Raw genomic sequence first — 24,385 nt, 5'->3', positions numbered from 1 at the left:
TCATCAAGGCCCCACCACGGTGGGTGCGAGGAGGAGTGTCATCGACACGCCTCGTGCGCTGGCGGCATCGGTGGTAGCCACGAGACCGCCGTAGGGGCCCGCGCCGACGGTCTGAGAGGTGACGAGCGTGGTCACCCGACCACCACCCGTCCCGATCTGCGTCGACACGACGTCGACCCCACCCGGAGCGGTCCACCCCGTCGTGCTCGACGAACGGTCCGCCCAGAACGTCACGGCCACCCGCTCCGCACCGGCAGACGTAACCTGCGGAGAGGTATGCGTCGCCGTGTTCGCGGAAACCGCGGACTCCAACGCCTCGATCCCACCATCCAAGACACCCCGATACGCAACAAGCGTCACATCGGAACGCACCCCCGAAGGCACAGCGACCGCAACCTGCGAACCAGCCTCGGACCCATCAGCAACACGCGTGAACAGCGAGACCGCCAACGGACCAGACACCGTTTGCTCTTCCAAAACCCAACCAGCAGGAGCCGGGACTGAACCCGCCTGGTTCGCAGAGACGAACATCAGCAACAGATCACCGGCCTGAACCTCATCCGGAACATCCACCGCCGGGCTCGCAAGCGACCACACGGCAGACGTGCCCACCAACTCCGCAGCAGCCTCGACCGGTCCGGAACCATCCCCGACCTCCACCACATGCGTCACCGAACCCGTCAAACCGGACTCGTCAGTGACGGTCAACGTCACCGTGTACGAACCAGCGCCAGCGTACGTGTGCGAAGGCGCAACACCCGTTACCGCCCCCGATCCATCACCGAAGTCCCACGAATACGAGACAACCGAATCCCCACCATCCGGATCCGACGACCCCGACCCATCGAACGAGCACACCAACAACTCACACACCGGCGCCTCAATAACAGCAACAGGCGCCTGATTCGCCGGAGGCGCAACATCGCCCACGGTGGGTGCGAGGAGGAGTGTCATCGACACGCCTCGTGCGCTGGCGGCATCGGTGGTAGCCACGAGACCGCCGTAGGGGCCCGCGCCGACGGTCTGAGAGGTGACGAGCGTGGTCACCCGACCACCACCCGTCCCGATCTGCGTCGACACGACGTCGACCCCACCCGGAGCGGTCCACCCCGTCGTGCTCGACGAACGGTCCGCCCAGAACGTCACGGCCACCCGCTCCGCACCGGCAGACGTAACCTGCGGAGAGGTATGCGTCGCCGTGTTCGCGGAAACCGCGGACTCCAACGCCTCGATCCCACCATCCAAGACACCCCGATACGCAACAAGCGTCACATCGGAACGCACCCCCGAAGGCACAGCGACCGCAACCTGCGAACCAGCCTCGGACCCATCAGCAACACGCGTGAACAGCGAGACCGCCAACGGACCAGACACCGTTTGCTCTTCCAAAACCCAACCAGCAGGAGCCGGGACTGAACCCGCCTGGTTCGCAGAGACGAACATCAGCAACAGATCACCGGCCTGAACCTCATCCGGAACATCCACCGCCGGGCTCGCAAGCGACCACACGGCAGACGTGCCCACCAACTCCGCAGCAGCCTCGACCGGTCCGGAACCATCCCCGACCTCCACCACATGCGTCACCGAACCCGTCAAACCGGACTCGTCAGTGACGGTCAACGTCACCGTGTACGAACCAGCGCCAGCGTACGTGTGCGAAGGCGCAACACCCGTTACCGCCCCCGATCCATCACCGAAGTCCCACGAATACGAGACAACCGAATCCCCACCATCCGGATCCGACGACCCCGACCCATCGAACGAGCACACCAACAACTCACACACCGGCGCCTCAATAACAGCAACAGGCGCCTGATTCGCGAGGATCTCGACGTCGACACTTGTCGAGCCAGTAGTTCCGAACTCGTCGGTCACCGTCAAAGTGACTGTGTACGAGCCCTCCGCGAAAGTGTGCGAAGCGGTTGCGCCCGATACAGGGGCGGAGCCGTCTCCGAAGTCCCACGAGTAGGACTCGATTGCGTCATCGGGATCCGCAGACCCCGAGCCGTCGAACACGCATTCCAAACGGTCGCACACGGGATCAGCAATCAGTGCCACGGGCGCCATATTCTCGACCACGACGAGCTCGGAGGAGACGGATCCGGAAGCGCCGCGGTTGTCGATTACGGTAAGCGTGACGTCGTATGTTCCCTCCTCGAACGTGTGAGAGACATTCGCTCCCGAGACAGCCTCAGAACCGTCGCCAAAGTTCCAGGCGTATGACGTGACAGTGCCGTCGGGGTCCGAGGACCCGGATCCATTGAAGGAGCAATCAAGGCGGTCACAATCGACGTTGATGACAGCTTCCGGAGCCACATTCGCTACGGGCTCGGGACCGGCTCCGAGGAACAGGGCGCGACCGCGCCAGTCCACCCCGTCTATCGCCGGCCCACTCACGACGACAGGGGATCCGACTGTCGCTGCGCCATCCCAAGCAACACGCGAGAGCGAGCCGTTGGATGCGGTTACGAAATACAGATTCTCTGCGGTCTCGTCGAAGAACACGCCCGCCAACGCGCCGGAGCTGAACACTGGTGCCTCTCGAACAGCTTGAGAGAGCACGCCGCTGTCGGGCGAGAATGCCCGCGAGAAGAGCCGGTTCGACCCGGATCGCGTGTAGTAGAGCCGTCCACTCTCGTAGGCCATCCCCGAGACAGTAGCGATGTCGTTATAGAACGACGGTCTCGTGCCTCGGTATGTCTGGCCGGATCCCGTGGCCACCTCGCTCCAGTACGGGTCGTTGTATGGGTCGATCGCTGACGCCGGACCGTAAGTCTCGCCGTTGAAGGTGCGCTTGAGCAGCTGCCGGTCAGCCGTTCCGTAGAACAACTGGCCGTCGATGACAACCGCACCCCGAACACTCGCCCAGTCGATGTCGCCCGCGGGAGCAGCCGCGACCGGCTCGACGACAGGAGAACCCGTGAACCAGACCCTCGACAGACCCGTGATCTGTGCCTCCGGCCCGGTGGAGGGCACACTCTCGAGGATCTCGATTCCGTTGACCAGCGGGTTCTCAACCGCGTGGAGCCACTCGAGGTTGATCGTGCCATCCGAGGTGACAGTGAACGATCGCATCGTCCCCACCTGGTTGCCGACATCCCCGGCGATGTCGTAATTGTCCAGGACGGTCTGGCCTTCGAGTCGCACATCGAATGCTCGCTGTCCAGCAAGACTGGTGCAATCGCAGCGGTTCGCAAGGTAGAGGCGGACGACTACCTCTTTTCCGCTCACCACGGGGAAGGACCATGCCATCTCATTGGCGTCGTTGGGATCCCAACGCTCAGTGTTGAAAAGCTCAAGAGGCGTCGTCGTCGGAACGGTGGCATCAACTGTCAATGAGCCGGTCGCATACCCCGCGGAGTTACTGCCTGAATTGCGGTAGGGGCTGGTTCCCCCGTCGTCGCCTGTCCAGGCTGGGCCCGAGTCGCCCGATTGCAGCGTCGGGCCTCCGGCGTTGACGCGGTAGAGCGGTGCTCCGGCGCCGGCAACCGGCGGGGCCGCGATCTTGTAAACGTTAGAGGGAAGATCGCCGGTGTTGCCCGCGCCGAGCTGCACGCCGCCCGTAAGGGGGAAGTAGGCGATCCGCGGACGCTTGTACGTGTAGTGACCGATCTGCTCGGTGTCGCTACCGACCCACAGCCCGGTGTCGCTGACGAGGAACGATTCCGCGCCCGCGCCTCGAGGGCTTCGGCCCGGGTTCCACGCGATTGGCACGCCAGACTGAACGTCGACTGCGCCGAGGCCCGGCCGCGGGACCGCGCCCGGAGCGGGGTTGTCCCGCCCGCCTGCATTGTTCATCCAACGCTGGTGACCGCCCGCGTAGACAGCCGAGCCGCTCGACGCGACACTCAGGATTGTGTCGCCGCCCGTATCGTCAATCCACTCGGGTTGCACGGACTGGCCAGTATTCGCCACGTTCCAGCGGCTGACCGTATCGCAGAGCGATCCCGGCGTAGGCCCACCAGTCGAACCGACAAGGAAGTAGTTACCATCCGGCGACGTAGCGACATCTCGCACGTATGTATCGAATGCGTTGCTGAAACACGCCGGCGCAAACCTGTCCGTCTTCCAGTCCGCACGAACCTGCGCGGTCCCGCCGGTCAGGTCGATCAGGACCATCTGCCGACGCTCGAGCCCGTCCGCCTTGCGAAAGTTACCTATCACAGCCATCTGGTCACCTTGCGGGGTGACGGCGATCTTCTTCGCACCCACGCCTGCCTGCGCCTGACCGGGCTGTCCTGTGTAGTTCTGGTTCTCCGTCAGATTCACGGAGAGGAAGCTCTCGCGGGCGCCGGTCGTAGCGTTCAGCGCGACCAGACCTCCGTGAGGCTGATTGCCAACGGAGGTGAAAAGTCCGCCGACATACAGACGATTCTCGATCAGTTGGAGATCGTTCACTGCGCCATTCATCGAGGGAGCGGTGAACCCGGGAACTAGCTGTCCTGTGGTGAGATTGAGAAGCACGACCTTGCGCGTCACCCCGTTGACACCCTGGAAGGAACCGCCGAGAAATACCGTGTTGGCGGTGGGACCCTGCTCGACCGCTCGCACGTCGCCGTTGGCGACGCTGGGAGCGAAGTTCGTGTTGATTGCGCCGTTCGTGGCACTGAAGGCCACGACCCCGGCCCGGTTCAACACTGGCGTGCCGCTCGCCGGACTCACTTGCGAGAAGCTGCCACCGACAACGACAGTGTTGCCGATCTGGGCGATATCGAAAACTCGCCCGTCGCGAATCTGCGGCGTCCATGCGACAGGGACAGTGCTAACGACTCGATCGTGTGCAGCCCTTGGCGACACGATAGCGGCCTGCACGATCGATGACGCATCGGCGGTCAAAGCTGACGCGCTACCTGGCGCTGCAACAACACCTGTCGCCACCACGCCCAGAACGGCCACCACAGATATGGCCCACGCCAAGGGCGAACGGCTCCCAAAAAAAAGCTTCACTAGGTTCCCCAACCACCTCGAACGCCTCCCCCCAGCGGAGAGTCGAGTGAAGCTAAGTGTGCCCTATGAGCCGCATCTCAGGCAACCGTCAGTTTTCTGACGCATTGTTCGCGTGCGCGCTACGACGGTGAGAGGACCGTCTCAGCCCTTCACCAATGCCGCCCACGCCTCGATCGACGCCTCGTCCTCGAGGGTGAAGTCGCCGTTGATCCCGACCCCGTGAAAGTAGGTCACGAACAGCGCGCCGTTCCGCTCCGAGTACTCGCCGATGGCGCGCAGCCACGCGGCGCGCCCCGCGCCCGAGCTGTCTCCCTCCATCAGGCGACTTCCCATCTCTGCAATAGCCCAAGGCCTACCATCGACCGCCATCTTCGCCACGATGTGTGCTAACAGAGCTTCGGGGCCATCGTAGGTCGTGCGCTCCAGGTCGAACAGAGCATTGTAGGGATCGAACGCGAGGACATCCACGTAGTCCGGTCCCGGATCGTACGCGCGATAGTCCCGTTGCGAACCAGGATTCATCGTCCACTCCGTGAGAATCAGCGTGGAGTGCATATTCGGCTTGCACGACTCGTCCGCAATCGCCGCGAGGCGTTCCCACGCGGCGCGATACTGCTCGGTCGTGAAGTCCCCCGCGGCAATATCGTTCTCAGGCTCATGGAAATACGACCAGTAGATCGTCTGATCATCTGGCGCGGACGCGAACCACTCACGGAAGTACGCGTCATGATCACCAGCGACGATCTCGCTCGGTGGTGCTTTGAAGGACAGAACAAGGGTGCGATCCTTCAGGAGTTCAGCTTTCGCGCTTGACCAGCTGAAGGGAAGCCCGGGCGAAAAATGTCGTACGGCCCCGACCGAGCCGACGGGAACCCCCAGGGCGAAGCCGCGGACCACCGTCACGGAACCGAAAGTGCGATCGATGTCCCGGAGCGCCTGCTCCAACGTCTGCCCGACCGGATAGACCGTCGTCCCAAACTCGGTCCCGGTGGGTGGTGGTGCGTCGCATCCCGAGGAATCTCTGCGCGAGCTGTCCGCATCACTACCGGAGATGGGTGGCGAGCACCCCACGGCGCCCACCGCGACGAAGAACACAAGGAGCGTCGCAAGCGACTGCCGAAACCGCGAAGAGGTGAGACTCAATCGAGACCGCTCTCACTCCACATGGATGACTCCGCGCTGCGTGAGCAGAGACACGACCGCACCCACACACTGCTCGACAGAGAGCGCTGACGTGTCTATCGAGAGGTCGGCGTCCTCGGGAATCTCGTACGGTGAATCGATTCCGGTGAAGTCGGTGATCAAGCCCGCGCGGGCCTTCGCGTACAGACCCTTTCTATCCCGTCCTTCCGCCACCGCGAGCGGAGTCGAAACGTAGACGAGCAAGCAGGGTGATGCCGGTTCGATCTTCGCGCGCATCGCGGCGCGTGAAGAAGCGAATGGCGCGATCGGGGCGCATATCGCCAGGCCGCCCGCCTCTGCGACTCGCGCCCCCACCCAGGCTTGTCGCTGAAGGTTGCGGTCACGGTCCTCGGGGCTGAATCCCAGTTCGGATGCCAACTCGGCTCGCACGTGGTCGCCGTCAAGGAGCACGACTCGACGGGTTGTGCTCCTCGCGATCTCCTCGGCGACCGCGCGAGCGATGGTCGACTTTCCTGCGCCGGACAAGCCGGTGAAGAGCACAACCGCGCCGCGCACGTCCTCCTCGACCACGCGACGGAAATCGAGGATCTCCGTCGCACCTCGTGCGAGGATCACTTCTCGCGTGACGTCCTCGCTGACATCCCCCAACTCCACGCGGGGAACAAAGAAGACGCGGGTGTCCGGCCGCAACAGTGCACATTCCTCCAGCGCGCTGACGAGGCGCGCGGAAGCGCCGCTGTCCAGCGATCCCTCGGCGACCAGGTCTAGCTGCCCGGCCTCCGCCGCGGCGACGGCTCGCAGTACGTCGGCGGGATGAATCACCCCACCGAACAGCGCGACGGTGTGGCCGGAGAGGTCGGAGTCCGCGGACAGTCGGAGGGTTCGAGCGGGACCGTGCTCAGGGCGCTTCAGGGGATGGAGAGTCCCCGAGACCCACGTCCGCCCGGCGGCCTCCGTCGTTGTCTCCGAGATGGAGAGAATCGCTAGGGGCGTGTTCTCCTGATCGGAGAGGATGACCTCGGCGGCACTCTTCCGAAGCTGTTCGGTCAGGACTAAGTGCGGGACCACCGGCCAGCCTTCCGGGACGTCTCCGGGCAGGCGGTAGCCGTCCACCTGGGGAAGGAGCCTCGCTAGAAGGATCTCGAGGCCCTCGAGTCTCGAGCCATCGAGTGCCACTCTCACGGTCGTCTCACTCACTGTGCACCTCCCGACGGCGGTTTCGATGATGGGTCATCAGCGGGTCTGGGCACGCGGTCCACCCCGCCGCGAGGCGGTCCGGCGCCCCGGTCTTCCGCGGCGACCGCCTCACGCCCTTGTCGTTTCCTGCGCATCTCCACACTCGCGAGCGCCGGGAAGCCCAGGCGATGCCGGATGAGCATCCAGACGAGCGGCCCCCCGATAAATGCAATGAGCAAGATGATGCCGATCTCGATGTTTCCCACACCCAAGAGCGCCAGCCCGGACGCCAAGAGGACGAACGCCAGCGCCCGGCGCACGAGCCCGCCGGGGAGTCTTGCCGACAGCTGCGCTCCGATGAACGCACCCGGGACGCTCCCGATGATGAGGGGAATCGAGATGGCCAGGTCCAGGTCGCCGAACAGCGCATGGCCGAGCGCGGCTGACGCAACGAGCGGGACGGCTTGAACCAGGTCGGTGCCGACGAGCTGGCTCGCCTTCAGCCCGGGGTACAGCATCATCAGACCGATGATGATCAGCGACCCGGAGCCCACCGAGGTCATCCCGACGATCAATCCACCAACGATCCCGAGGATGACTGTCGGGAGGATCTTCACCTGGACTTCGGGACGCTCTTGCGGCAGCGGGGCTCCCCTGCCGTTCCGGCTTCGCGCGCGCTCAACCAGGCGCATATACGCGCGCACCATCAGCATCGCGGCGGTGAAGAGAATCGCACATCCCAATGCGATTTTGACGACGTTCTGCACATCCTCGCCGTCGCCGAGCGCCTTCAGGATGAGCACGCCCACAAACGCCGACGGCACAGAACCGAGGCAGAGCCAACCAACGAGTTTCAAATTCACGGTGCCTCGGCGCAGATGGACCGCCGACCCGACAGGTTTCATCACTGCGCTCGCGACGAGATCGCTGGACACCGCAGTCAGCGGCGAAACCCCGAAGAACAGCACGAGCATCGGGGTCATCAACGCTCCGCCGCCCATGCCCGTCAGGCCAACCACAATTCCGACGGCAAACGCGCCGATGAGAAGCCCCAGGTCCATGGTTGGCATTGTTACACAGGCCGACGCTGAGATCCGCGGCGTCGCGGGAACGCGGAATCCACTACAGTGTCAAATTCACGAGTGGTGCGTTTCCGGGGGAGCGCACCCTTCGATTCCAGCCTGGGGGGGCCATGGACGATCACGCACTTGCCGCGCACCTTGCGCGCGAGGCCGGATCTCTTCTGCGAGAGCTGCAGAAGGGCGCGCCGGCCGAACTCATCGGCACGGCCGAGCTGAAGGACCAGGGCGACGCTGAGAGTCAGGCATTTCTTGCCGCCGCGCTAGATGCCAACCGTCCCGACGACGCCGTTCTGTCGGAGGAGGCCGCCGAAGATTCACGTCGGGCTGCGGCTGATCGGGTGTGGATAATCGACCCACTCGACGGCACACGCGAATTCTCCGAAGGACGCGACGACTGGGCCGTACACGTCGCGCTCTGGCAGGAGGGCGCGCTCGTCGCCGGGGCAGTCGCCCTTCCCGGCATAGACACCGTCCTGACCACGGATGTCCCGGCGCGGACGTGGGAAGCCCCGCCACGCATCCGACTCGCCGTCTCGCGCAGCCGCGCCACCGCACTCGTGGCGGCACTCGCCGAAGACGTCGACGCCGAGCTGGTGCCGATGGGGTCCGCCGGCTTCAAGGTCGGGGCTGTCGTGCGCGGCGAGGTCGACGCCTACGTCCACACCGGCGGGCAGTACGAATGGGACTCGGCCGCGCCGGTCGCGGTGGCACGCGCCACCGGACTGCACACCTCGCGGGTCGATGGCTCGGAGTTGCGCTACAACGCCGAGAATCCGTACCTACCCGACTTGATAGTCTGCAATCCCCTGCTCGCAGAGGATTTGTTGCGCCGACTGAATGCACTCTTGGAGAGGGATGCCCAATGATCGAAACGGATGATGTCCCGCAGTACGGACTCACCCAGCTGGACTATCTGGAGGCGGAAGCGATCTTTATCATCCGCGAGATCGTCGCGGAGAACGAAAGTCCCGCCATGCTCTTCTCCGGCGGCAAGGACTCGATCGTCATGCTGCACCTCGCTGCCAAGGCGTTCGCACCAGGCCCCGTTCCCTTCCCCGTCGTTCATGTTGATACGGGACACAACTTCGATGAGGTCATCGAGTTCCGCGACCGGCGAGTCAGCGAACTGGGCGTACGCCTCATCATCGGGTCGGTACCGGAAGCAATCGCCGCTGGTCACGTCCGCGAGGAGCCGAACGGTTCACGCAACCGTATCCAGACCCCGGTTCTCCTGCAGACGGCAGAGCAACACCGTTTGTCTGCTCTGATGGGGGGCGCGCGACGCGATGAAGAGAAGGCACGCGCGAAAGAGCGTGTGTTCTCCTTCCGTGACGAGTTCGGCCAATGGGACCCGAAGAACCAGCGACCCGAACTCTGGTCTCTTTACAACGGACGAATCCACCCGGGAGAGAGCATCCGGTGCTTCCCGATCTCCAACTGGACCGAACTTGATATCTGGGACTACATCGCCCGCGAAAAGATTGAGGTTCCTTCCATCTACTACGCGCACCAACGTGACGTGTTCCTTCGCGACGGAATGTACTTCGCTGTCAACCAGCATTGCCAACCGAAGGCCGGCGAAGAGGTCTTCCAGGAGACGGTCCGCTACCGCACTGTTGGGGACGCGACGCTCACCGCAGCCGTGCTCTCCACCGCGGCAACCCCGGAGGAAGTCGCGGAAGAGGTCGCGGCGAGCAGAATCACCGAGCGCGGGGCGACCCGAGGCGACGACAAGGTAAGCGAAGCGGCGATGGAAGACCGCAAGAAGGAAGGCTATTTCTGATGGACATCCTTCGATTCGCAACGGCGGGATCCGTCGATGACGGCAAAAGCACGCTGATCGGTCGTCTGCTCTACGACTCCAAGGCTATCTTCAGCGATCAGCTCGAAGCAGTCGAACGCACGAGCGTGCAGCGCGGCGATGAATATACCGACCTCGCTCTCCTAACCGACGGCCTGCGCGCTGAACGTGAGCAGGGCATCACTATCGACGTCGCCTACCGCTACTTCGCCACGCCGAAGCGGAAGTTCATCATCGCGGACACCCCGGGGCACATCCAGTACACCCGGAACATGGTGACCGGTGCATCGACGGCCGACTTGGCGATCATCCTGGTCGACGCCCGCAAGGGACTTCTCGAGCAGAGCCGGCGCCATGCCACGATCGTCTCCCTGCTACGAGTGCCGCACGTCGTCCTCGCGATCAACAAGATGGATCTGGTCGGATGGTCTCAGGAAATTTTCGACCAGATCAGCGCCGACTTTGTGGACTTCGCCGCGAAGCTTGACTTCACTGACGTCACGACAATCCCCCTGTCCGCGCTGACAGGGGACAACGTCGTCAACCGCTCGGACAAGATGGACTGGTACGCGGGTACGTCCCTGCTTCACCACCTCGAGAACGTGTACATCGCGAGCGACCGCAACTTCGTCGACGTCCGCTACCCGGTTCAATACGTGATTCGTCCGCAGAACGGCCGCGGGGACTATCGGGGGCTCGCGGGGCAGGTCGCCGGTGGTGTGTTGCGCCCGGGCGATGATGTCATCGTTCTTCCCAGTGGTCTGCCCTCACGCATCAAGGCGATTGATACCGCCGACGGCGAGGTCACCGAAGCGTACCCACCGATGTCGGTGACGGTGCGGCTCGAGGACGAAGTCGATGTTTCGCGAGGTGACATGATCAGCCGGCCCAACAATCAGCCGCAGTCGACGCAAGATATCGACGCAATGATCTGTTGGATGGACACAACTCCCCTCGTACCGGGCGCGAAGTACGCCATCAAGCACACGACACGTACCGCGCGAGCACTCGTCAAGGAGTTGAAGTACGAGTTGGACATCAACTCGTTGCACCGCTCGATGACGCCAGGCTCTCTCGAACTCAACGCAATTGGTCGAGTCGTGCTCCGAACTACCCAACCGCTCCTCGTGGACCCGTATCGGCGCAACCGCCAGACGGGATCATTCATCCTGATCGACGAAAGCTCAAACCGAACTGTCGGAGCAGGGTTCATCACCGAGAACTGAGGGACTGGTCGGAGCGCCGTAAACGACGCTCCGACCTCCCAGCGGTTCTAGGCTGGACAGATGACGACCGAGACTCCCGCCGAAACCATCACGATGTTCGGAGCCGATTGGTGCCGTGACTGCATCCGCACCAAGAAGCAGCTTGACGAACTCGGTGTCGCGTACACGTATGTCGATCTCGTCGCGGACCCGTCCGCCGCGGATGTGGCGCGCGACATCTCGGGACGCACCAACATTCCGGTCGTTCTGTATCCGGATGCCTCGTTCCAGGTGGAGCCGTCGAACGCCGACGTCGAGTCGAAACTCCGTGAGCTCGATCTCGTCTGACCCGGTCGCTGTCGCCCTCGACGACGACATAGCAGCCCTGCAGACCGGGCTCCCCTCCTGGATTCACCTCACGCTCGCGCAGCGCGCTCGTCTTCTCGAGCGCGTGCGCGCGAGCGTTGTCGCCTGCGCGCAGGAGTGGGCCGAGCAGGCCGCGCTCATCAAGGGGCTCGATAACCGGCATCCGCTCCGTGGCGAGGAGTGGCTGAGTGGTCCGTACGCGGTGATCGTGGCGCTGGACGCATATGTTCGCACCCTCTCGGAGCTGAGCGCTGGACGGAGTCCGATCGACGCGCTCACACTCGGGTCCGCGCCGGGTGGACGCGTGACGGTGCCCGCGTTCCCGGCGACCCGAGCGGACGCCCTCTTGCTGTCCGGATTCACGGCAGAGGTCTGGCTGCAACCCGGCGTGACAGAGCAGGACGCACGGAAGAAGGCAGGGCTCGGCCAGCGGCATCCGTCCGACGCGGGTGGCGTCGGCCTGGTTCTCGGCGCCGGCAACGTGACGGCGATCCCGGTGCTCGATGTGCTGTACGAACTCGTCGCCGGCAACCGCGTCGCCATCCTCAAGCTCAACCCGACGATGGATTCTCTCGCGCCGATCTTCCGGCGAGCGCTCGCACCTCTGATCGCGGCGGGGTTCCTGCGCATCGTCACGGGCGACGGCTCGGTCGGCGCGGCCCTGACCAGTCACGCGGGCATCGACCATGTGCACATCACCGGATCCGAGGCGACGTTCGACGTCATCGTCTGGGGCACCGGTGAAGAAGCCCAACGTCGCCGACGCGACGATGACCCGGCGATGCCCAAACCGATCACCGCCGAGCTCGGCGGGGTCTCGCCCGTCATCGTCGTCCCCGGCGAGTGGACGACGGCAGACCTGCGCTTTCAGGCCGAGCACGTCGTGACGATGCGCCTGCAGAACGCTGGACACAACTGCATCGCGGGCCAGATCGTCGTCATCTCACGGGACTGGGCGCAGCGCGGGGCGTTCCTTTCGGAGCTTCGCGCCGCGTACCTGCGCGCACCGCACCGCCCGACCTGGTACCCGCACGCGCCCGAGCGCGTCGCGCAGGCTGCCACGGATTCCCCGGTCGCGGAAACGTACGACGGTGGCGGCGAGCGCGTCCTCATGGTGATCGACGCGGAAGAGGATGCCTCGGCGCTCGAAACCACGGAGTACTTCGCCCCGATCCTCGGCGTCATCGATCTGCCCGGCACGGGTCAGGCCTTCCTCGACGCGGCAGTCGCCTACGCGAACGACCGTCTGACGGGAACGCTCGGCGCAAACCTCCTCATCGACCCCGACACCCGAGTCTCGCTCGGCTCGGGCTTCGACGAGGCGATCGCCGAACTGCGCTACGGCGCGATCGCGATCAACGCCTGGACGGGCTTCAACTTCCTGCTCGCGAACGGGACGTGGGGCGCGTACCCGGGCGGAACGCTCGAGGACGTCGGCAGTGGGATCGGGATCGTCCACAACGCCCTGTTGCTCGAAGATGTCGAGCGAACGGTCGTCCAGGGTCCGTTCCGACCGTTCCCCCGCTCGGTCGGCACGATCACCGACCCCGCGGAGCGCACCGTGCTACCGAAACCACCCTGGTTCGTCACCGCGCGGACCGGCGCCGAGGTGAGCGAGGGGTTCACGCGCTACCAGATGACGGGCAACGCTGCGGGGCTCGCGCGTACCCTGGCGCTGGCGCTGCGCGCATAGCTCGTCGCTTCGACAGGCTCAGCGACCGCCGTGCTCCATTCGCGAGAGACGAGCTCAGTGGTGGAACCCCGCTCGGCGTCCCATGTCGGGCATCGGCGACTTCAGGGCCTCGAGGTACGCGACCTCGGTCGCGAGGTCGGCGAGAAACTTGTCGGCGAGGTCGAGGCTCAGGTCCTTGCGTACGACGACCCGCTGCACCGTGATGTGCGTCAGGTGCACCGGCATCGGGTACGCGGGCACGAGCCATCCGTGCATCCGCAGCCGATCGCTCAGGTCGTACAGCGACCACTTGTCGGTGTACCCCTCTTTCAGCATCCACGCGAAGACGGGGATGTCGGTGCCATCGCTCCAGAGTTCGAACGGCCCCATCGCGGCGATCGCGGATGAGAGGTGCACGGCGACATCCTGCGACGACTGCTGCATCTCGGTGTAGCCCGCGTAGCCGAGGCGCAGGAACAGGTAGTACTGCAGCAGCACCTGCGCGCCGGGGCGCGAGAAGTTGAGCGCGAAGGTCGGCATATGCCCACCGAGGTATGAGACGTCGAGCACGAGGTCGTCGGGCAGCCACTGCCGCTCGCGCCACACGATCCACCCCAGTCCCGGGTAGACGCCGCCGTACTTGTGGCCGGACGTATTGATCGAGTGCACGCGCTCGAGGCGGAAGTCCCACTCCAGATCCGGCTGCAGGAACGGCGCCACCATGGCACCGGATGCTCCGTCCACATGGATCGGGATGTCGAGCCCTGTCTTCTGCTGAATGGCGTCGAGCGCCGCGGCGATCTCGCGCACGGGCTCGTACATGCCCGTATAGGTCACGCCCATGATCGCGACGACACCGATCGTGTTCTCGTCGACGTACTTCTCGAGGTCATGGCCGTCGAAGATCTTGTGTGCCGCAGTCATGGGCACGAAGCGCGGCTCGACCTCGAAGTAGTTGCAGAACTTCTCCCAGCACACCTGCACGGCACTCGACATGACGAGGTTCGGCTTCTCGGTCGACTTACCCTCGGCACGACGGCGCTGCTGCCACCAACGCTTGAAGGCCAGACCCCCGAGCATGCAGGCCTCGGACGATCCGGTCGTGGACGTGCCGATCGCATCCGGTACCGAGGGTGCGTGCCACAGGTCGGCGAGGATGCGCCAGCAGTGGCTTTCGACGGCCGCCGTCGAGGGGTACTCGTCCTTATCGATGATGTTCTTGTCGACCGTCTCGGCATACAGGCGGTCGGCGTGCTCATCCATCCACGTCGTCACGAAGGTGGCGAGGTTCAGGCGCGCGTTGCCGTCGAGGAGGGCCTCGTCGTGCACGATCTGGTACGCCGTGTCGGGCAGCAGGGCTTCGGCGCCGAGTCGGTCGCGACCGACCGACGAACTGCGGGTCGTGCGTGAGAAGACAGGGATCAGTTCGGAATCGGTCACATGCACTCCTGGTTCGGGGACGGAGGAGAGGAGGATCGGATGCTACAGCGTCAGCGTGAGGCAAAGCGGTCTGTCGCCGCGACAAGCGCGGACTGGATGGCGGGTTCCGTCGCCGAATGTCCGGCATCGGCCACGAGCACGAAGTGCGCCTCGGGCCACGCACGACGCAGGTCCCAGGCCGTCATGGGCGGGGTGCAGATGTCGTAGCGGCCCTGCACGATAACGGCGGGGATATCGCGGAGGATCCCGACATCCTCGATCAACTGTCCCTCGCGGAACCAACCGCCGTGCACGAAGTAGTGGTTCTCGATGCGCGCGAATGCTGTCGCGGCCGCGGTTTCGGTCATCTGCTCGACGAGCGCCGCGTCAGGGCGAAGGGTCAGCGTCGAGGCCTCCCACCGGCTCCATGCGACGGCGGCCGGCACGTGCACGTTCGGGTCGGGGTCGGTCAGGCGCCGGTGGTACGCATCGATCATGCGCGAGCGCTCGAGCACGGGTATGGGGGCGATGAAGTCTTCCCACAGATCCGGGAAGATCGCCGAGGCCCCGCCCTCGTAGAACCACTCCAGCTCGTGTCGACGGAGGGTGAATACCCCGCGCAGGATGATCTCGGTCACGACATCCGGATGCGTCTGTGCGTACGCCAGCGCGAGGGCACTCCCCCACGATCCCCCGAAGACCTGCCAGTGCGCGATGCCGAGGTTCTTGCGCAGCAGCTCGATGTCGGCGACCAGGTGCCACGTCGTGTTGTAGCGCAGGTCTTCGCCGGGGTCACTCGCGTGGGGCGTGCTACGTCCACACCCGCGCTGGTCGAAAAGGACGATGCGGTACTTCTCGGGATCGAACAAGCGTCGGTGCCAGGGCGACGTGCCCGCGCCCGGTCCGCCGTGCAGGAACACGACCGGCTTGCCCTCGGGGTTGCCGCTGCACTCCCAATAGATCCGCTGGCCATCCCCCACGAACAACTCGCCGGACTCGTAGGGTTCGATCGGTGGATACAGGGGCGACGAGGTGCGCGCCGCGGAGCTCTCGTCGGGGGTGGACACCATCCGGCCACGTTATCGCGTCCCCCACCGATCATCGGGATGCCCTCCCGAGGTCGGCCGAGACCGACCCCTAGGCTCTACGCATGGCTCGAGTGACGATCGTCACGGTCACCAGCGCCGGTCGACAGCCTCGGGGTTCGGAAGGACGGACGTGGACCTGATTCTGCTGGTGGTGATGGGCGTCGTCGCGATCGCCCTCGTCACCGCCCTCGCGCCCCGCGTCGGAGTCGCCGGCCCCCTCGCGCTGGTCGCGCTCGGCGTCGCCGTGAGCTTCCTGCCGTTCGTCCCCGCCGTCGAGGTGAATCCGGAGTGGATCCTGGCGGGCATCCTTCCGCCGCTGCTGTATTCGGCGGCGGTGTCGCTGCCCGCCGTCGAGTTCCGTCGCGATTTCGGGCTGATCGGGGCGCTATCCGTCGGCCTGGTGCTGATCTCGTCCCTCGTCCTCGGGGGTGTTTTCGCCGTGCTGGTACCCGGTCTCGGCATCGCACTCGCGATCGGTCTGGGCGCGATTCTGAGCCCCACGGATGCCGTCGCGACATCCATCGTGCGAAAGCTCGGGATATCCCCCCGTATCGTGACGGTTCTCGAGGGCGAGAGTCTGCTCAACGATGCCACGGCGCTCGTGTTGCTGAGCTCGGCGCTCGCGGCCGTGACGGGTTCGTTCTCGGTCTTGGACAGCGTCTGGGACTTCGGCTGGGCGGTGCTGTTGGCGGTCGTCGTCGGCGCGGTCATCGGCTTCGTGAATCTGCGGGTGCGGGCCTGGGTCGCCAGTCCCACTGCCAATACCGCGCTCAGCTTCACGATCCCCTTCATCGCCTACGTTCCCACCGAGTACTTCGGCGGTTCGGGACTCGTTGCCGCGGTCGTCGCCGGGATCGTCACGGGACAGGGCTCGGCCCGCTGGTTCACGGCAGAACAGCGGATGTCGGACACCCTCAATTGGCGGACGATCGAACTGGTTCTCGAGGGCGGCGTCTTCCTCATCATGGGGCTCGAGCTGTACGGCCTCATCGTCGAGAGTGAAGAGAAGCACGAGGGCGTCTGGCATGCCGCGACCCTCGCCGCCGTGGCGATCCTGATCGTGCTCGCGGTGCGCATCCTGTACGTCGCCCCCCTCGTCTGGGCGCAGAGTCGCCGAGCACGAAGGATCACGTCGTTGCGTGACCGTTTCGACGATTGGGACAAGAGGATCACGGATGCCTCGGGCTCCGAGACCATGGCGAGCAGGCCACGCCGCGGGCCGGTCCGCGCGCCCGAGAAGGGGCCGGAGAATCCGCGACGCCTGTTCAATTTCCGTCTGCGGATGACTCGCGCACGTGCTGACCTGGACTACTACGAGGCGTCACCCCTGGGTTGGCGGCATGGCTCCCTGATCGTGTGGGCCGGCATGCGCGGAGCCGTGACCGTGGCGGCGGCACAGACCCTGCCGCGCGACACGGACAGTCGCGCGACGCTGCTGCTCGTGGCGTTCTTCGTCGCTGCGGGGACCCTCCTGATCCAGGGCGGAACTCTCGGCTGGGTCGCGCGCCGATTGGGACTGGCCGGATCGGGCGGCGGCGCATCCCCGGAGGAACGCGACACCCTGCGGGATGAGCTGCAGACCGCGGCCGCGACCGCCCTGGCCTCCCCGGATCTGCGTCGAAGCGACGGGACATCCTTCGACACGAACACCGTGGCGCGGGTGCGGGCACGCGTGCTGCAGCCCCCCGAAGACGACTCCAATGCGCGAGCACTGGAGATGAGCGAACTGCGCCTGGCGATGATCCACGCCATGCGCGACCGCCTGCTGGAACTGCGGCGCGACGGCACCTACAGCACGGCCGCACTCCGGCGCTCGCTCGACGAACTGGACGCCGACGAGCTCAGCATCCAGGTGCGTCTCAGTGGTTCCGACGACGAGGGCGAGTAAGTCACGAAGCGCGCGTGCACCGACTCATGCACAATGGTTCGTACGGGTCTGTGAGCAGGGAGCACCCATGAACGAGACGATCGACGCTGTCGCCGACGGTCACACCCATGCGCCCGCCATGAACGGACAGGATGGCGTCGCCACAGATGCCACGGCTCCCCTCCACCTGCCTCACCTGGCCGCGGAATGCCCGAAGTGTTTCACCGAGCTGCAGCGCGATCGTGATTGGTGGCTCGCGCGGCCCGCGGGTGCCCGACTCGTCGGTCTCGTGGTCGCGCGTGAGGGGATGCCCTCGGTCACCGAACAGCGAGACGAACTGACCCGTTTCGGTGTTCCCATCGCGGGATTCCGGCACCCCTCGCCCGAGATCCTCGAGGGATGGTCCGACCGACTCGGCCGGTTCTTCGCGACCCTCCAGCACGGCGACGTGCTCGTGGTTGCGAACGTGCACGCCCTCGGGCGGGACATCGACGAAGAGACACGCGCCGTCGCCGAGCTGCACGCACGCGGTGTCGTGGTGAAGGTGCTGAGCCACGGCGGCCGGCACCTGTTCGACACCGGACGCTGACGCGGGCAGCATCGCGGGCCGGTCATTGAGCGAGGCGCGCAGCGCCGAGTCGAAATGCCCGGTGTCGTCGGTTCGTCGAGCACGTACACCGCGCCCTTCTTGGCCATGCTGATGGCGAGCTTCAGACGCTGCCGCTCGCCGCCCGAGAGGGTGTTGAGTCGCTGTCCGAGCGTGATGTACGCGAGCCCCACATCGACCATCCGCGCAAGCGTCGTGTGCGCGGGACCCGTCGCGAAGAACTCCGCTGCCTCGGCCGCGGACATCGACATGACCTCGTGGATGTTCTTGCCGTTCAGGCGGTACTCGAGCACCTCGTCCGAGAATCCCTTGCCTTCGCATACCTCGCAGACGGTCTTGACCGTCGAGGCGAATCCGAGCTCGGTGATGATGATGCCGAGGCCCTTGCACACCGGGCATGCACCCGCCGAGTTGGCGCTGAAGAGGGCGGGTTTGACGCCGTTCGCCTTCGCGAAGACGGTCCGTATTCCATCCAGCACACCCGTGTACGTCGCCGGGTTGCTGCGCCGAGAGCCCCGGATCGGCGCCTGGTCCACGATCACCACGTCCTCGAACGAGGGAGGTTTCCGTGGATGAGCGAGGACTTGCCCGATCCCGCGACTCCGATCACAACGGTGAGGACGCCGAGCGGGATGTCTACGTCGACGTCCTGCAGGTTGTGCCGGCTCGCCCCGCGGATCCGCAGGGAGCCCTTCGACGCGCGAACGGACGACTTGAGGCGCGCTCGATGGTCGAGATGCCGGCCTGTCAGGGTGTCGGAAGCGCGCAGACCCGAGACATCCCCCGCGTAGGTGATGTCGCCGCCGCTACGCCCCGCTCCCGGGCCGAGATCGACGAGGATCGCGGGCGAGAGGTTCTCGAGGGCGTCGACATCCGGACGGTCCGGCGCCGCCCCGATCCGCTCACCCCGGTGAAGACCGTCAGGCGCCGCTTCGGAATCTCGAGCGAGATGTTCTTCAGATTGTTTTCGCGCGCACCGACGACTCGGATGACCTCGTGCGCGTCCGCGACGTGCCCTATGGACCCATCAACCATGAGTGGCCCCTCTTCGGGGACCAGTGTGCCCCACACCGCGGACGTTCGGTGTCCGCAGTGCGGGGCAGCCTCCGGCTCGGCTGTCGCAGATCGGCCGCTTTAGACGCGCGGGTCCTCGGGGGCACTGGTCTCGCTGCGCGTGACACGCTCACCCGAGACGGGATCGACGCCACTGCGGGTCGTGGAGGCGACGCTGCGGCGGCGCGCCAGTAGGGCAATCCCGATGATCGTGATGACGACGCCGGCGCCCATCAGGATGTAGCCGACGGTCTTGATGTCGATCCAACCCAGGTCGACGTTGAGCGCGAAGGCGCAGATCGCGCCGACCGCGAAAAGAAAAATGCCGAATCCGATGCTCATGAGGGTGCCTGCTTTCGATGTGTGCGGCGTCACCGGGTCGGCGCGCCGCGGAAGACCCTACGCATGCCGAAGGCCGGGCGCGATGGGTTGCGTCCGGCCTTCGACATGCGGTAAAGACTCAGGGTCGAGTCGGCGTCTTCGCCTTTTTCTCGGGAACGGGGGCCGAGCCGGATGCCTCGAGGTCGGCGTAATACGCCCGCGCCTCGTCCTGGCGCACCCTCTCCGCACCCGAAGCGATGGGCGCGCGCACGTGCTCGGGGGCGAAGCCGAAGGCCTCGACGAGGTCGAGCGAATGCGGCCGCAGCCGCACGCATAGACGGTCGATGTAGCGCGACACAGCCCCGGCGCGCTGAGCGGAAAGGCGCCCGTTGACCAGGTACCAGGCCAGGTGCCTCTCGATCATGCTGAGGCCGAACAGGTCGCGCAGCCACGTCAGCACCTGACGGCTGCCGTCATCGTTCACCCGGGCGAGGGCATCGGTGAACGCCTCCCACTGCAGCAGCTCGCCGTGCGCACGGGCCGCCTCGATCAGCTCGGACTGATTGGCGTTGAACAGTGCTGCGGCCTCCTTCGGGGAGAGCTTCGCGGCGGGGCGCAGACGCCCCGCGATATCGGCGACCATCTGCTGCACGCGTCCGGCGAGCAGATCGTGCTGCTGGTCGGCGCGCAGCCCTCGTTCAACCGAACGCGCGGTCGAACCGAGGTCGCCGACCGCCTGGCCGAGCTGGCGGAGCCCAGCGCCATGGAAGAGCTTGCCCGCCGTCTGCCCGACAGCGAAAGCCGCGAGTGCCTTCGCGTCTTTGCCCGTGAACTGGCGCCCGTAGTCGGTGAGCAGGCGCTTGCCCACCAGCTGCAGCAGCACGTTGTTGTCGCCCTCGAAGGTGGCGAAGATGTCGAGGTCGGCGCGCAGCCCCACGAGCCGGTTCTCGAACAGGAACCCCTGCCCACCGCACGCCTCGCGCGCCTCCTGCAGCGCGTCGAGAGCGTGCCAGGTCGAAAGCGGCTTGAGAGCGGCGGCGAGGGTTTCGAGGTCTTCACGGTCGGCGTCGGTATCGGCCGCGCCGCTGAACACCGCGTCGAACTTCTGCAGGAACTCATCGTGCGCGAAGAGGCCCGCATAGGTCGTCGCAAGCCGCGGAAGCAGGCGGCGCTGGTGCCGACCGTAATCCATCAGCACGACCTCGTCGGTGCCGGCACCGGAATCGAACTGGCGGCGCTGCGTACCGTACGTGATCGCGATGTTCAGGCCGAGTGCCGACGCCCACATCGCGGCGCCGTCGAGCGAAACGCGTCCCTGGACGAGGGTGCCGAGCATCGTGAAGAAGCGGCGACCGGGGCTTCCGATCGGGCTCGAGTAGGTGCCGTCGGGGGCGACATCGCCGTACTTGTTGAGCAGGTTCGTCCGCGGAATCCGAACGTGGTCGAAGTGCAGTCGCCCGTTGTCGATGCCGTTCAGGCCACCCTTGAGCCCATCGTCCTCGCCACCGATACCGGGCAGGAAGTCGCCGTTCTCGTCGCGGAGAGGCACGTAGAAGCAGTGCACCCCGTGGTTGACGCCGTTCGTGATCAGCTGCGCAAAGACCGTGGCAGCGATGCCGTGCAGGGCTGCGTTACCGAGGTAGTCCTTCCACGCGGCGCGGAAGGGCGTGTGAATGACGAACTCTTCCGTTGCCGGATCGTAGGTCGCCGTGGTGCCAGCAGCCGCGACATCCGAACCGTGACCTGTCTCCGTCATCGCGAAAGCGCCGGGGATTTCGAGGCTCATGATGCCCGGCAACCACTTGTCGTGGTGCTCTTTCGTGCCGAGCTGAAGCACCGCAGAACCGAACAGGCCCCACTGCACGCCGGCCTTGATCTGGAGGCTCGGGTCGGCGGTGACGAGCTCTTCGAAACCGGTGATGTTCGACCCGTTGTTGTTCTCGCCGCCGTACTCGACCGGGAAAGCGCGGTGTACGCCGCCCTGCTCGACGAGCAGGTGCATCTGGCGCAGCACGCGCTCGCGGTGCTCGTCCTTGCCGAGGGAGTCATCGCGCCACAGGTCGGGGTTCTTCGTCATCTCACGGGCGACACGGCGAGTGTCGGCCCAGGTGCCGAGCAGCAGATCCGTGACGTGCTCGATGTCGATACGCGGATCGGATGCCTCGGCGGCACTGTTCGGTTCGGGGGTCGCACCCCCCGCGGGGGTGCGCTTGTCACTCGAGGGTTTGCGGGAGCGAACGACGGTGTCGACCATGACTGTCCTTTCGACAGAGAAAACGGAAGTCTGCCGTCATCGTAGGACTGCGACAACGATGATCGAAGTCACCTGTTTGGTTGCTCCAAACGCGATGCACCACGTGCCCCGGCCGTATTGTCGCCTCCCCACACACCGCCGATGCGCCATTCAGGCGCGCGCCCGTACTACGCCGCGGCGATCACCGCGAGCACGGCCTCGCCGTACGCCTCGCGCTTCTTCGCGCCGATGCCCGTGATGCCGTCCAGCTCGGCCGCCGACGAGGGGCGGTGCTCGGCCAACGCGCGCAGGGTCGCATCGCCGAACACGATGTACGCCGGCATACCCAGCTCGCGCGCCGTTTCGGCCCGCCAGGCGCGGAGTGCTTCGAACAGCGGCTGGTCGGCCGCATCCACGTCCGCTGATGCGGCCGTTCGCCGCGAACGGGAGCCGCCGCCCCCGCCGGTGCGCCCAAGCACATCGCGCCGCAAGGGCACGGGCGCCTCTCCGCGCAGTACGGAGCCGGCCGGTTCGCCGAGCGCCAGGGTGCCGTATTCACCCTGCGCCACAAGGATGCCGCGAGCGAGCAGCTGACGGATGACGCTCCGCCAGTCCTGGTCGCTCAACTCGGCGCCCAGGCCATAGGTCGAGAGCTTGTCGTGGCCCTGTTGCCGGATGCGGTCGGTGGACGCCCCGCGCAGGATGTCGACGAGATGGCCCGCACCGAACGCCTGGCCGCGCTCGCGTTGCAGACGCACGATGGTCGAGAGGAGCTTCTGCGCCGGGACGAGGCCGTCCCAGGTCTCGGGCGGGGTGAGGCAGGTATCGCAGTTGCCGCACGGACCGGACGCCTCGCCGAAGTAACCGAGCAGGTTCTGCCGCCGACATCCGACCGTCTCGCAGAGCGCGAGCATCGCATCGAGGTGCTGACCGAGTCGCGTCTTGTACGACCGGTCGCCCGGGCTCTGATCGATCATGCGGCGCTGCTGCACCACGTCGCCGAGCCCGTAGACCATCCAGGCGACGGATGGCTCGCCGTCACGGCCCGCACGGCCCGTCTCCTGGTAGTAGCCCTCGACCGACTTCGGCAGGTCGACGTGCGCGACGAAACGGACATCCGGCTTGTCGATCCCCATACCGAAGGCGATGGTGGCGACCATCACCACGCCGTCCTCGCGCAGGAACCGGGACTGGTGTGTCGAGCGCGTCGAGGCATCGAGGCCCGCGTGATACGGCAGCGCGTCGATCCCCTGCGTGCGCAGGTAGGCGGCGGTCTGGTCGACGCTCTTGCGGCTGAGTGCGTAGACGATCCCGGCCGATCCCTCGGGCTGGGTGCGGATGAAGGACAGCAACTGCTTACGCGGCTCGACCTTCGGTTCGACGCGGTACTGGATGTTCGGGCGATCAAAGCTCGCGACGAAGTGCCGGGCCTCGGGAAGCCGAAGCCGCTCGCCGATCTCGGCGTGCGTCGCGGGCGTCGCGGTCGCGGTTAAGGCGAGGCGCGGCACCCCCGGAAACCGCTCGGCCAGGTCGCCGAGCCCGAGATAATCGGGCCGGAAGTCGTGACCCCATTGCGACACGCAGTGCGCTTCGTCGATCGCGATGACGCTGAGCTTGCCGCCCTCGAGCAGGCGCGCGGTGGACGACGTGTTGAGACGCTCCGGCGCGACGTAGAGCAGGTCGAGTTCACCCGCCAGGTAGGCGCGCTCCACCTGGGCTCGTTCATCGGGCGCCTGCGTCGAGTTGAGGTAGGCCGCGCGCACGCCGTTCGCGCGCAGCGCATCGACCTGGTCGTGCATCAGGGCGATGAGGGGCGAGACGACCAGGCCCGTGCCCTCCCGGACGAGAGCCGGGACTTGGTAGCAGACGCTCTTGCCCGCGCCCGTGGGCATCAGGACGATGGCATCGCCGCCCGCGACGACGTGTTCGATGACATCGGCCTGATCGCCGCGGAACGCGTCGTACCCGTAGACGGTGCGCAGAGCATCAAGCGGGGTGGCGTATCCGGATGACGCGGCGCGGCGTTCGCGCGGAGTTGCGGCCGGGCGCCCGGGGCCCGGGGCGAGTGGCGCCGCGGCAGCCCAGTCGGGCGGGGGCGCGCCGGTGTCGGGCGGTGGGACCCAGTCGTCGGGCTCGGGCGCCCAGTCGTCCGGCGGCGGTTCGTCCCATGCCCCGGTCCACTGCTCGGCCGCGGCGGATGCGGCGGACGGGTCGGAGGGGGCTGGAGGCACCTGTCGAGTGTAACGACCGCCCCCGACGCTCGGCCCGGGCCGCGGTTGAGCCCGACACGCGGCGGACATCTCAGAGGTTCCGCGGGACGGGAGTGAACCCAGGACAGACTTCGAGCGGCCCGAGGACCGATCGCACCTCTCGGATGTTCACGTAGCTCGCGCCGCCGCAGGTCG

16 protein-coding genes and 1 pseudogene are annotated in these 24,385 nt (G+C 66.0%); 7 read left to right on the top strand and 10 right to left on the bottom strand.

The annotated features are described in order from the left end of the window. Positions 1–3: 3 nt before the first annotated feature. From ACT9TC_RS09650 to ACT9TC_RS09635, 4 genes are all read right to left on the bottom strand, one after another. The gene (locus ACT9TC_RS09650) at positions 4–4,617 is read right to left on the bottom strand and encodes a PKD domain-containing protein (protein WP_458040309.1); all 4,614 of its coding nucleotides are present in this window, start codon (positions 4,615–4,617) and stop codon (positions 4–6) included. Between the two features lie 471 nt (positions 4,618–5,088). Continuing rightward, positions 5,089–5,850, bottom strand: a complete 762-nt coding sequence (locus tag ACT9TC_RS09645; RefSeq protein WP_458040308.1) for a hypothetical protein — start codon at positions 5,848–5,850, stop codon at positions 5,089–5,091. Positions 5,851–6,102: 252 nt separating this feature from the next. Next, a complete protein-coding gene (gene cysC / locus ACT9TC_RS09640) occupies positions 6,103–7,287 on the bottom strand; it encodes an adenylyl-sulfate kinase (RefSeq protein ID WP_458040307.1) in 1,185 nt (394 codons plus the stop codon). Next, positions 7,284–8,327 (bottom strand): sulfite exporter TauE/SafE family protein, encoded by a 1,044-nt coding sequence (locus ACT9TC_RS09635; RefSeq protein ID WP_458040306.1) that lies wholly within the window; start codon positions 8,325–8,327, stop codon positions 7,284–7,286. The genes cysC and ACT9TC_RS09635 overlap by 4 nt, the downstream gene beginning before the upstream one ends. 131 nt (positions 8,328–8,458) lie before the next feature. Between ACT9TC_RS09635 and ACT9TC_RS09630 the strand changes: the two genes are divergently transcribed. Genes ACT9TC_RS09630 through ACT9TC_RS09610 form a run of 5 tightly spaced genes read left to right on the top strand, consistent with a single transcriptional unit; the run spans position 8,459 to position 13,413 of the window. Further along, the gene (locus ACT9TC_RS09630; protein WP_458040305.1) at positions 8,459–9,214 is read left to right on the top strand and encodes a 3'(2'),5'-bisphosphate nucleotidase CysQ; all 756 of its coding nucleotides are present in this window, start codon (positions 8,459–8,461) and stop codon (positions 9,212–9,214) included. Next, positions 9,211–10,131 (top strand): sulfate adenylyltransferase subunit CysD, encoded by a 921-nt coding sequence (cysD, locus tag ACT9TC_RS09625; RefSeq protein WP_458040304.1) that lies wholly within the window; start codon positions 9,211–9,213, stop codon positions 10,129–10,131. Before ACT9TC_RS09630 ends, cysD begins: the two co-directional genes overlap by 4 nt. Beyond that, positions 10,131–11,375 carry a sulfate adenylyltransferase subunit CysN gene (gene cysN, locus ACT9TC_RS09620; protein WP_458040303.1) on the top strand — a complete coding sequence of 415 codons (1,245 nt, stop codon included), beginning with the start codon at positions 10,131–10,133 and terminating at the stop codon, positions 11,373–11,375. Before cysD ends, cysN begins: the two co-directional genes overlap by 1 nt. Before the next feature lie 60 nt (positions 11,376–11,435). Next, positions 11,436–11,702 carry a glutaredoxin domain-containing protein gene (locus ACT9TC_RS09615; RefSeq protein ID WP_458040302.1) on the top strand — a complete coding sequence of 89 codons (267 nt, stop codon included), beginning with the start codon at positions 11,436–11,438 and terminating at the stop codon, positions 11,700–11,702. Further along, the gene (locus tag ACT9TC_RS09610) at positions 11,683–13,413 is read left to right on the top strand and encodes an aldehyde dehydrogenase family protein (RefSeq protein ID WP_458040301.1); all 1,731 of its coding nucleotides are present in this window, start codon (positions 11,683–11,685) and stop codon (positions 13,411–13,413) included. Before ACT9TC_RS09615 ends, ACT9TC_RS09610 begins: the two co-directional genes overlap by 20 nt. Before the next feature lie 54 nt (positions 13,414–13,467). Here ACT9TC_RS09610 and ACT9TC_RS09605 read toward each other — a convergent pair whose 3' ends face one another. Beyond that, the gene (locus ACT9TC_RS09605) at positions 13,468–14,838 is read right to left on the bottom strand and encodes a glutamate decarboxylase (protein ID WP_458040300.1); all 1,371 of its coding nucleotides are present in this window, start codon (positions 14,836–14,838) and stop codon (positions 13,468–13,470) included. A gap of 44 nt (positions 14,839–14,882) precedes the next feature. Beyond that, a complete protein-coding gene (gene pip, locus ACT9TC_RS09600) occupies positions 14,883–15,881 on the bottom strand; it encodes a prolyl aminopeptidase (protein WP_458040299.1) in 999 nt (332 codons plus the stop codon). 148 nt (positions 15,882–16,029) lie between these two features. Between pip and ACT9TC_RS09595 the strand changes: the two genes are divergently transcribed. Together ACT9TC_RS09595 and ACT9TC_RS09590 are read left to right on the top strand one after the other, a co-directional pair. Then, positions 16,030–17,787 carry a cation:proton antiporter gene (locus ACT9TC_RS09595; RefSeq protein WP_458040298.1) on the top strand — a complete coding sequence of 586 codons (1,758 nt, stop codon included), beginning with the start codon at positions 16,030–16,032 and terminating at the stop codon, positions 17,785–17,787. 118 nt (positions 17,788–17,905) lie between these two features. Further along, a complete protein-coding gene (locus ACT9TC_RS09590) occupies positions 17,906–18,355 on the top strand; it encodes a recombinase family protein (RefSeq protein WP_458042910.1) in 450 nt (149 codons plus the stop codon). Positions 18,356–18,417: 62 nt separating this feature from the next. Here the strand turns inward: ACT9TC_RS09590 and ACT9TC_RS09585 are convergent. The 4 genes and pseudogenes from ACT9TC_RS09585 to recQ form a co-directional block, all read right to left on the bottom strand. Further along, positions 18,418–19,211 (bottom strand): annotated as a pseudogene (locus ACT9TC_RS09585) (ATP-binding cassette domain-containing protein); the annotation flags it as partial. Between the two features lie 296 nt (positions 19,212–19,507). Next, positions 19,508–19,768, bottom strand: a complete 261-nt coding sequence (locus tag ACT9TC_RS09580; RefSeq protein ID WP_458040297.1) for a DUF6458 family protein — start codon at positions 19,766–19,768, stop codon at positions 19,508–19,510. 118 nt (positions 19,769–19,886) lie between these two features. Then, entirely contained in the window at positions 19,887–22,001 is a 2,115-nt protein-coding gene (locus tag ACT9TC_RS09575; protein ID WP_458040296.1) for an acyl-CoA dehydrogenase family protein, read from the bottom strand. A 167-nt stretch (positions 22,002–22,168) separates the two neighbouring features. Next, on the bottom strand, positions 22,169–24,211 hold the full coding sequence (gene recQ / locus ACT9TC_RS09570) for a DNA helicase RecQ (protein WP_458040295.1): 2,043 nt from the start codon (positions 24,209–24,211) through the stop codon (positions 22,169–22,171). Positions 24,212–24,385: the final 174 nt, after the last annotated feature.

The sequence above is a fragment of the Microbacterium sp. HM-570 genome, from assembly GCF_054165885.1.
Note: the sequence above shows the minus strand (reverse complement) of the source record. Positions and strands in the feature narration are given on the sequence as shown.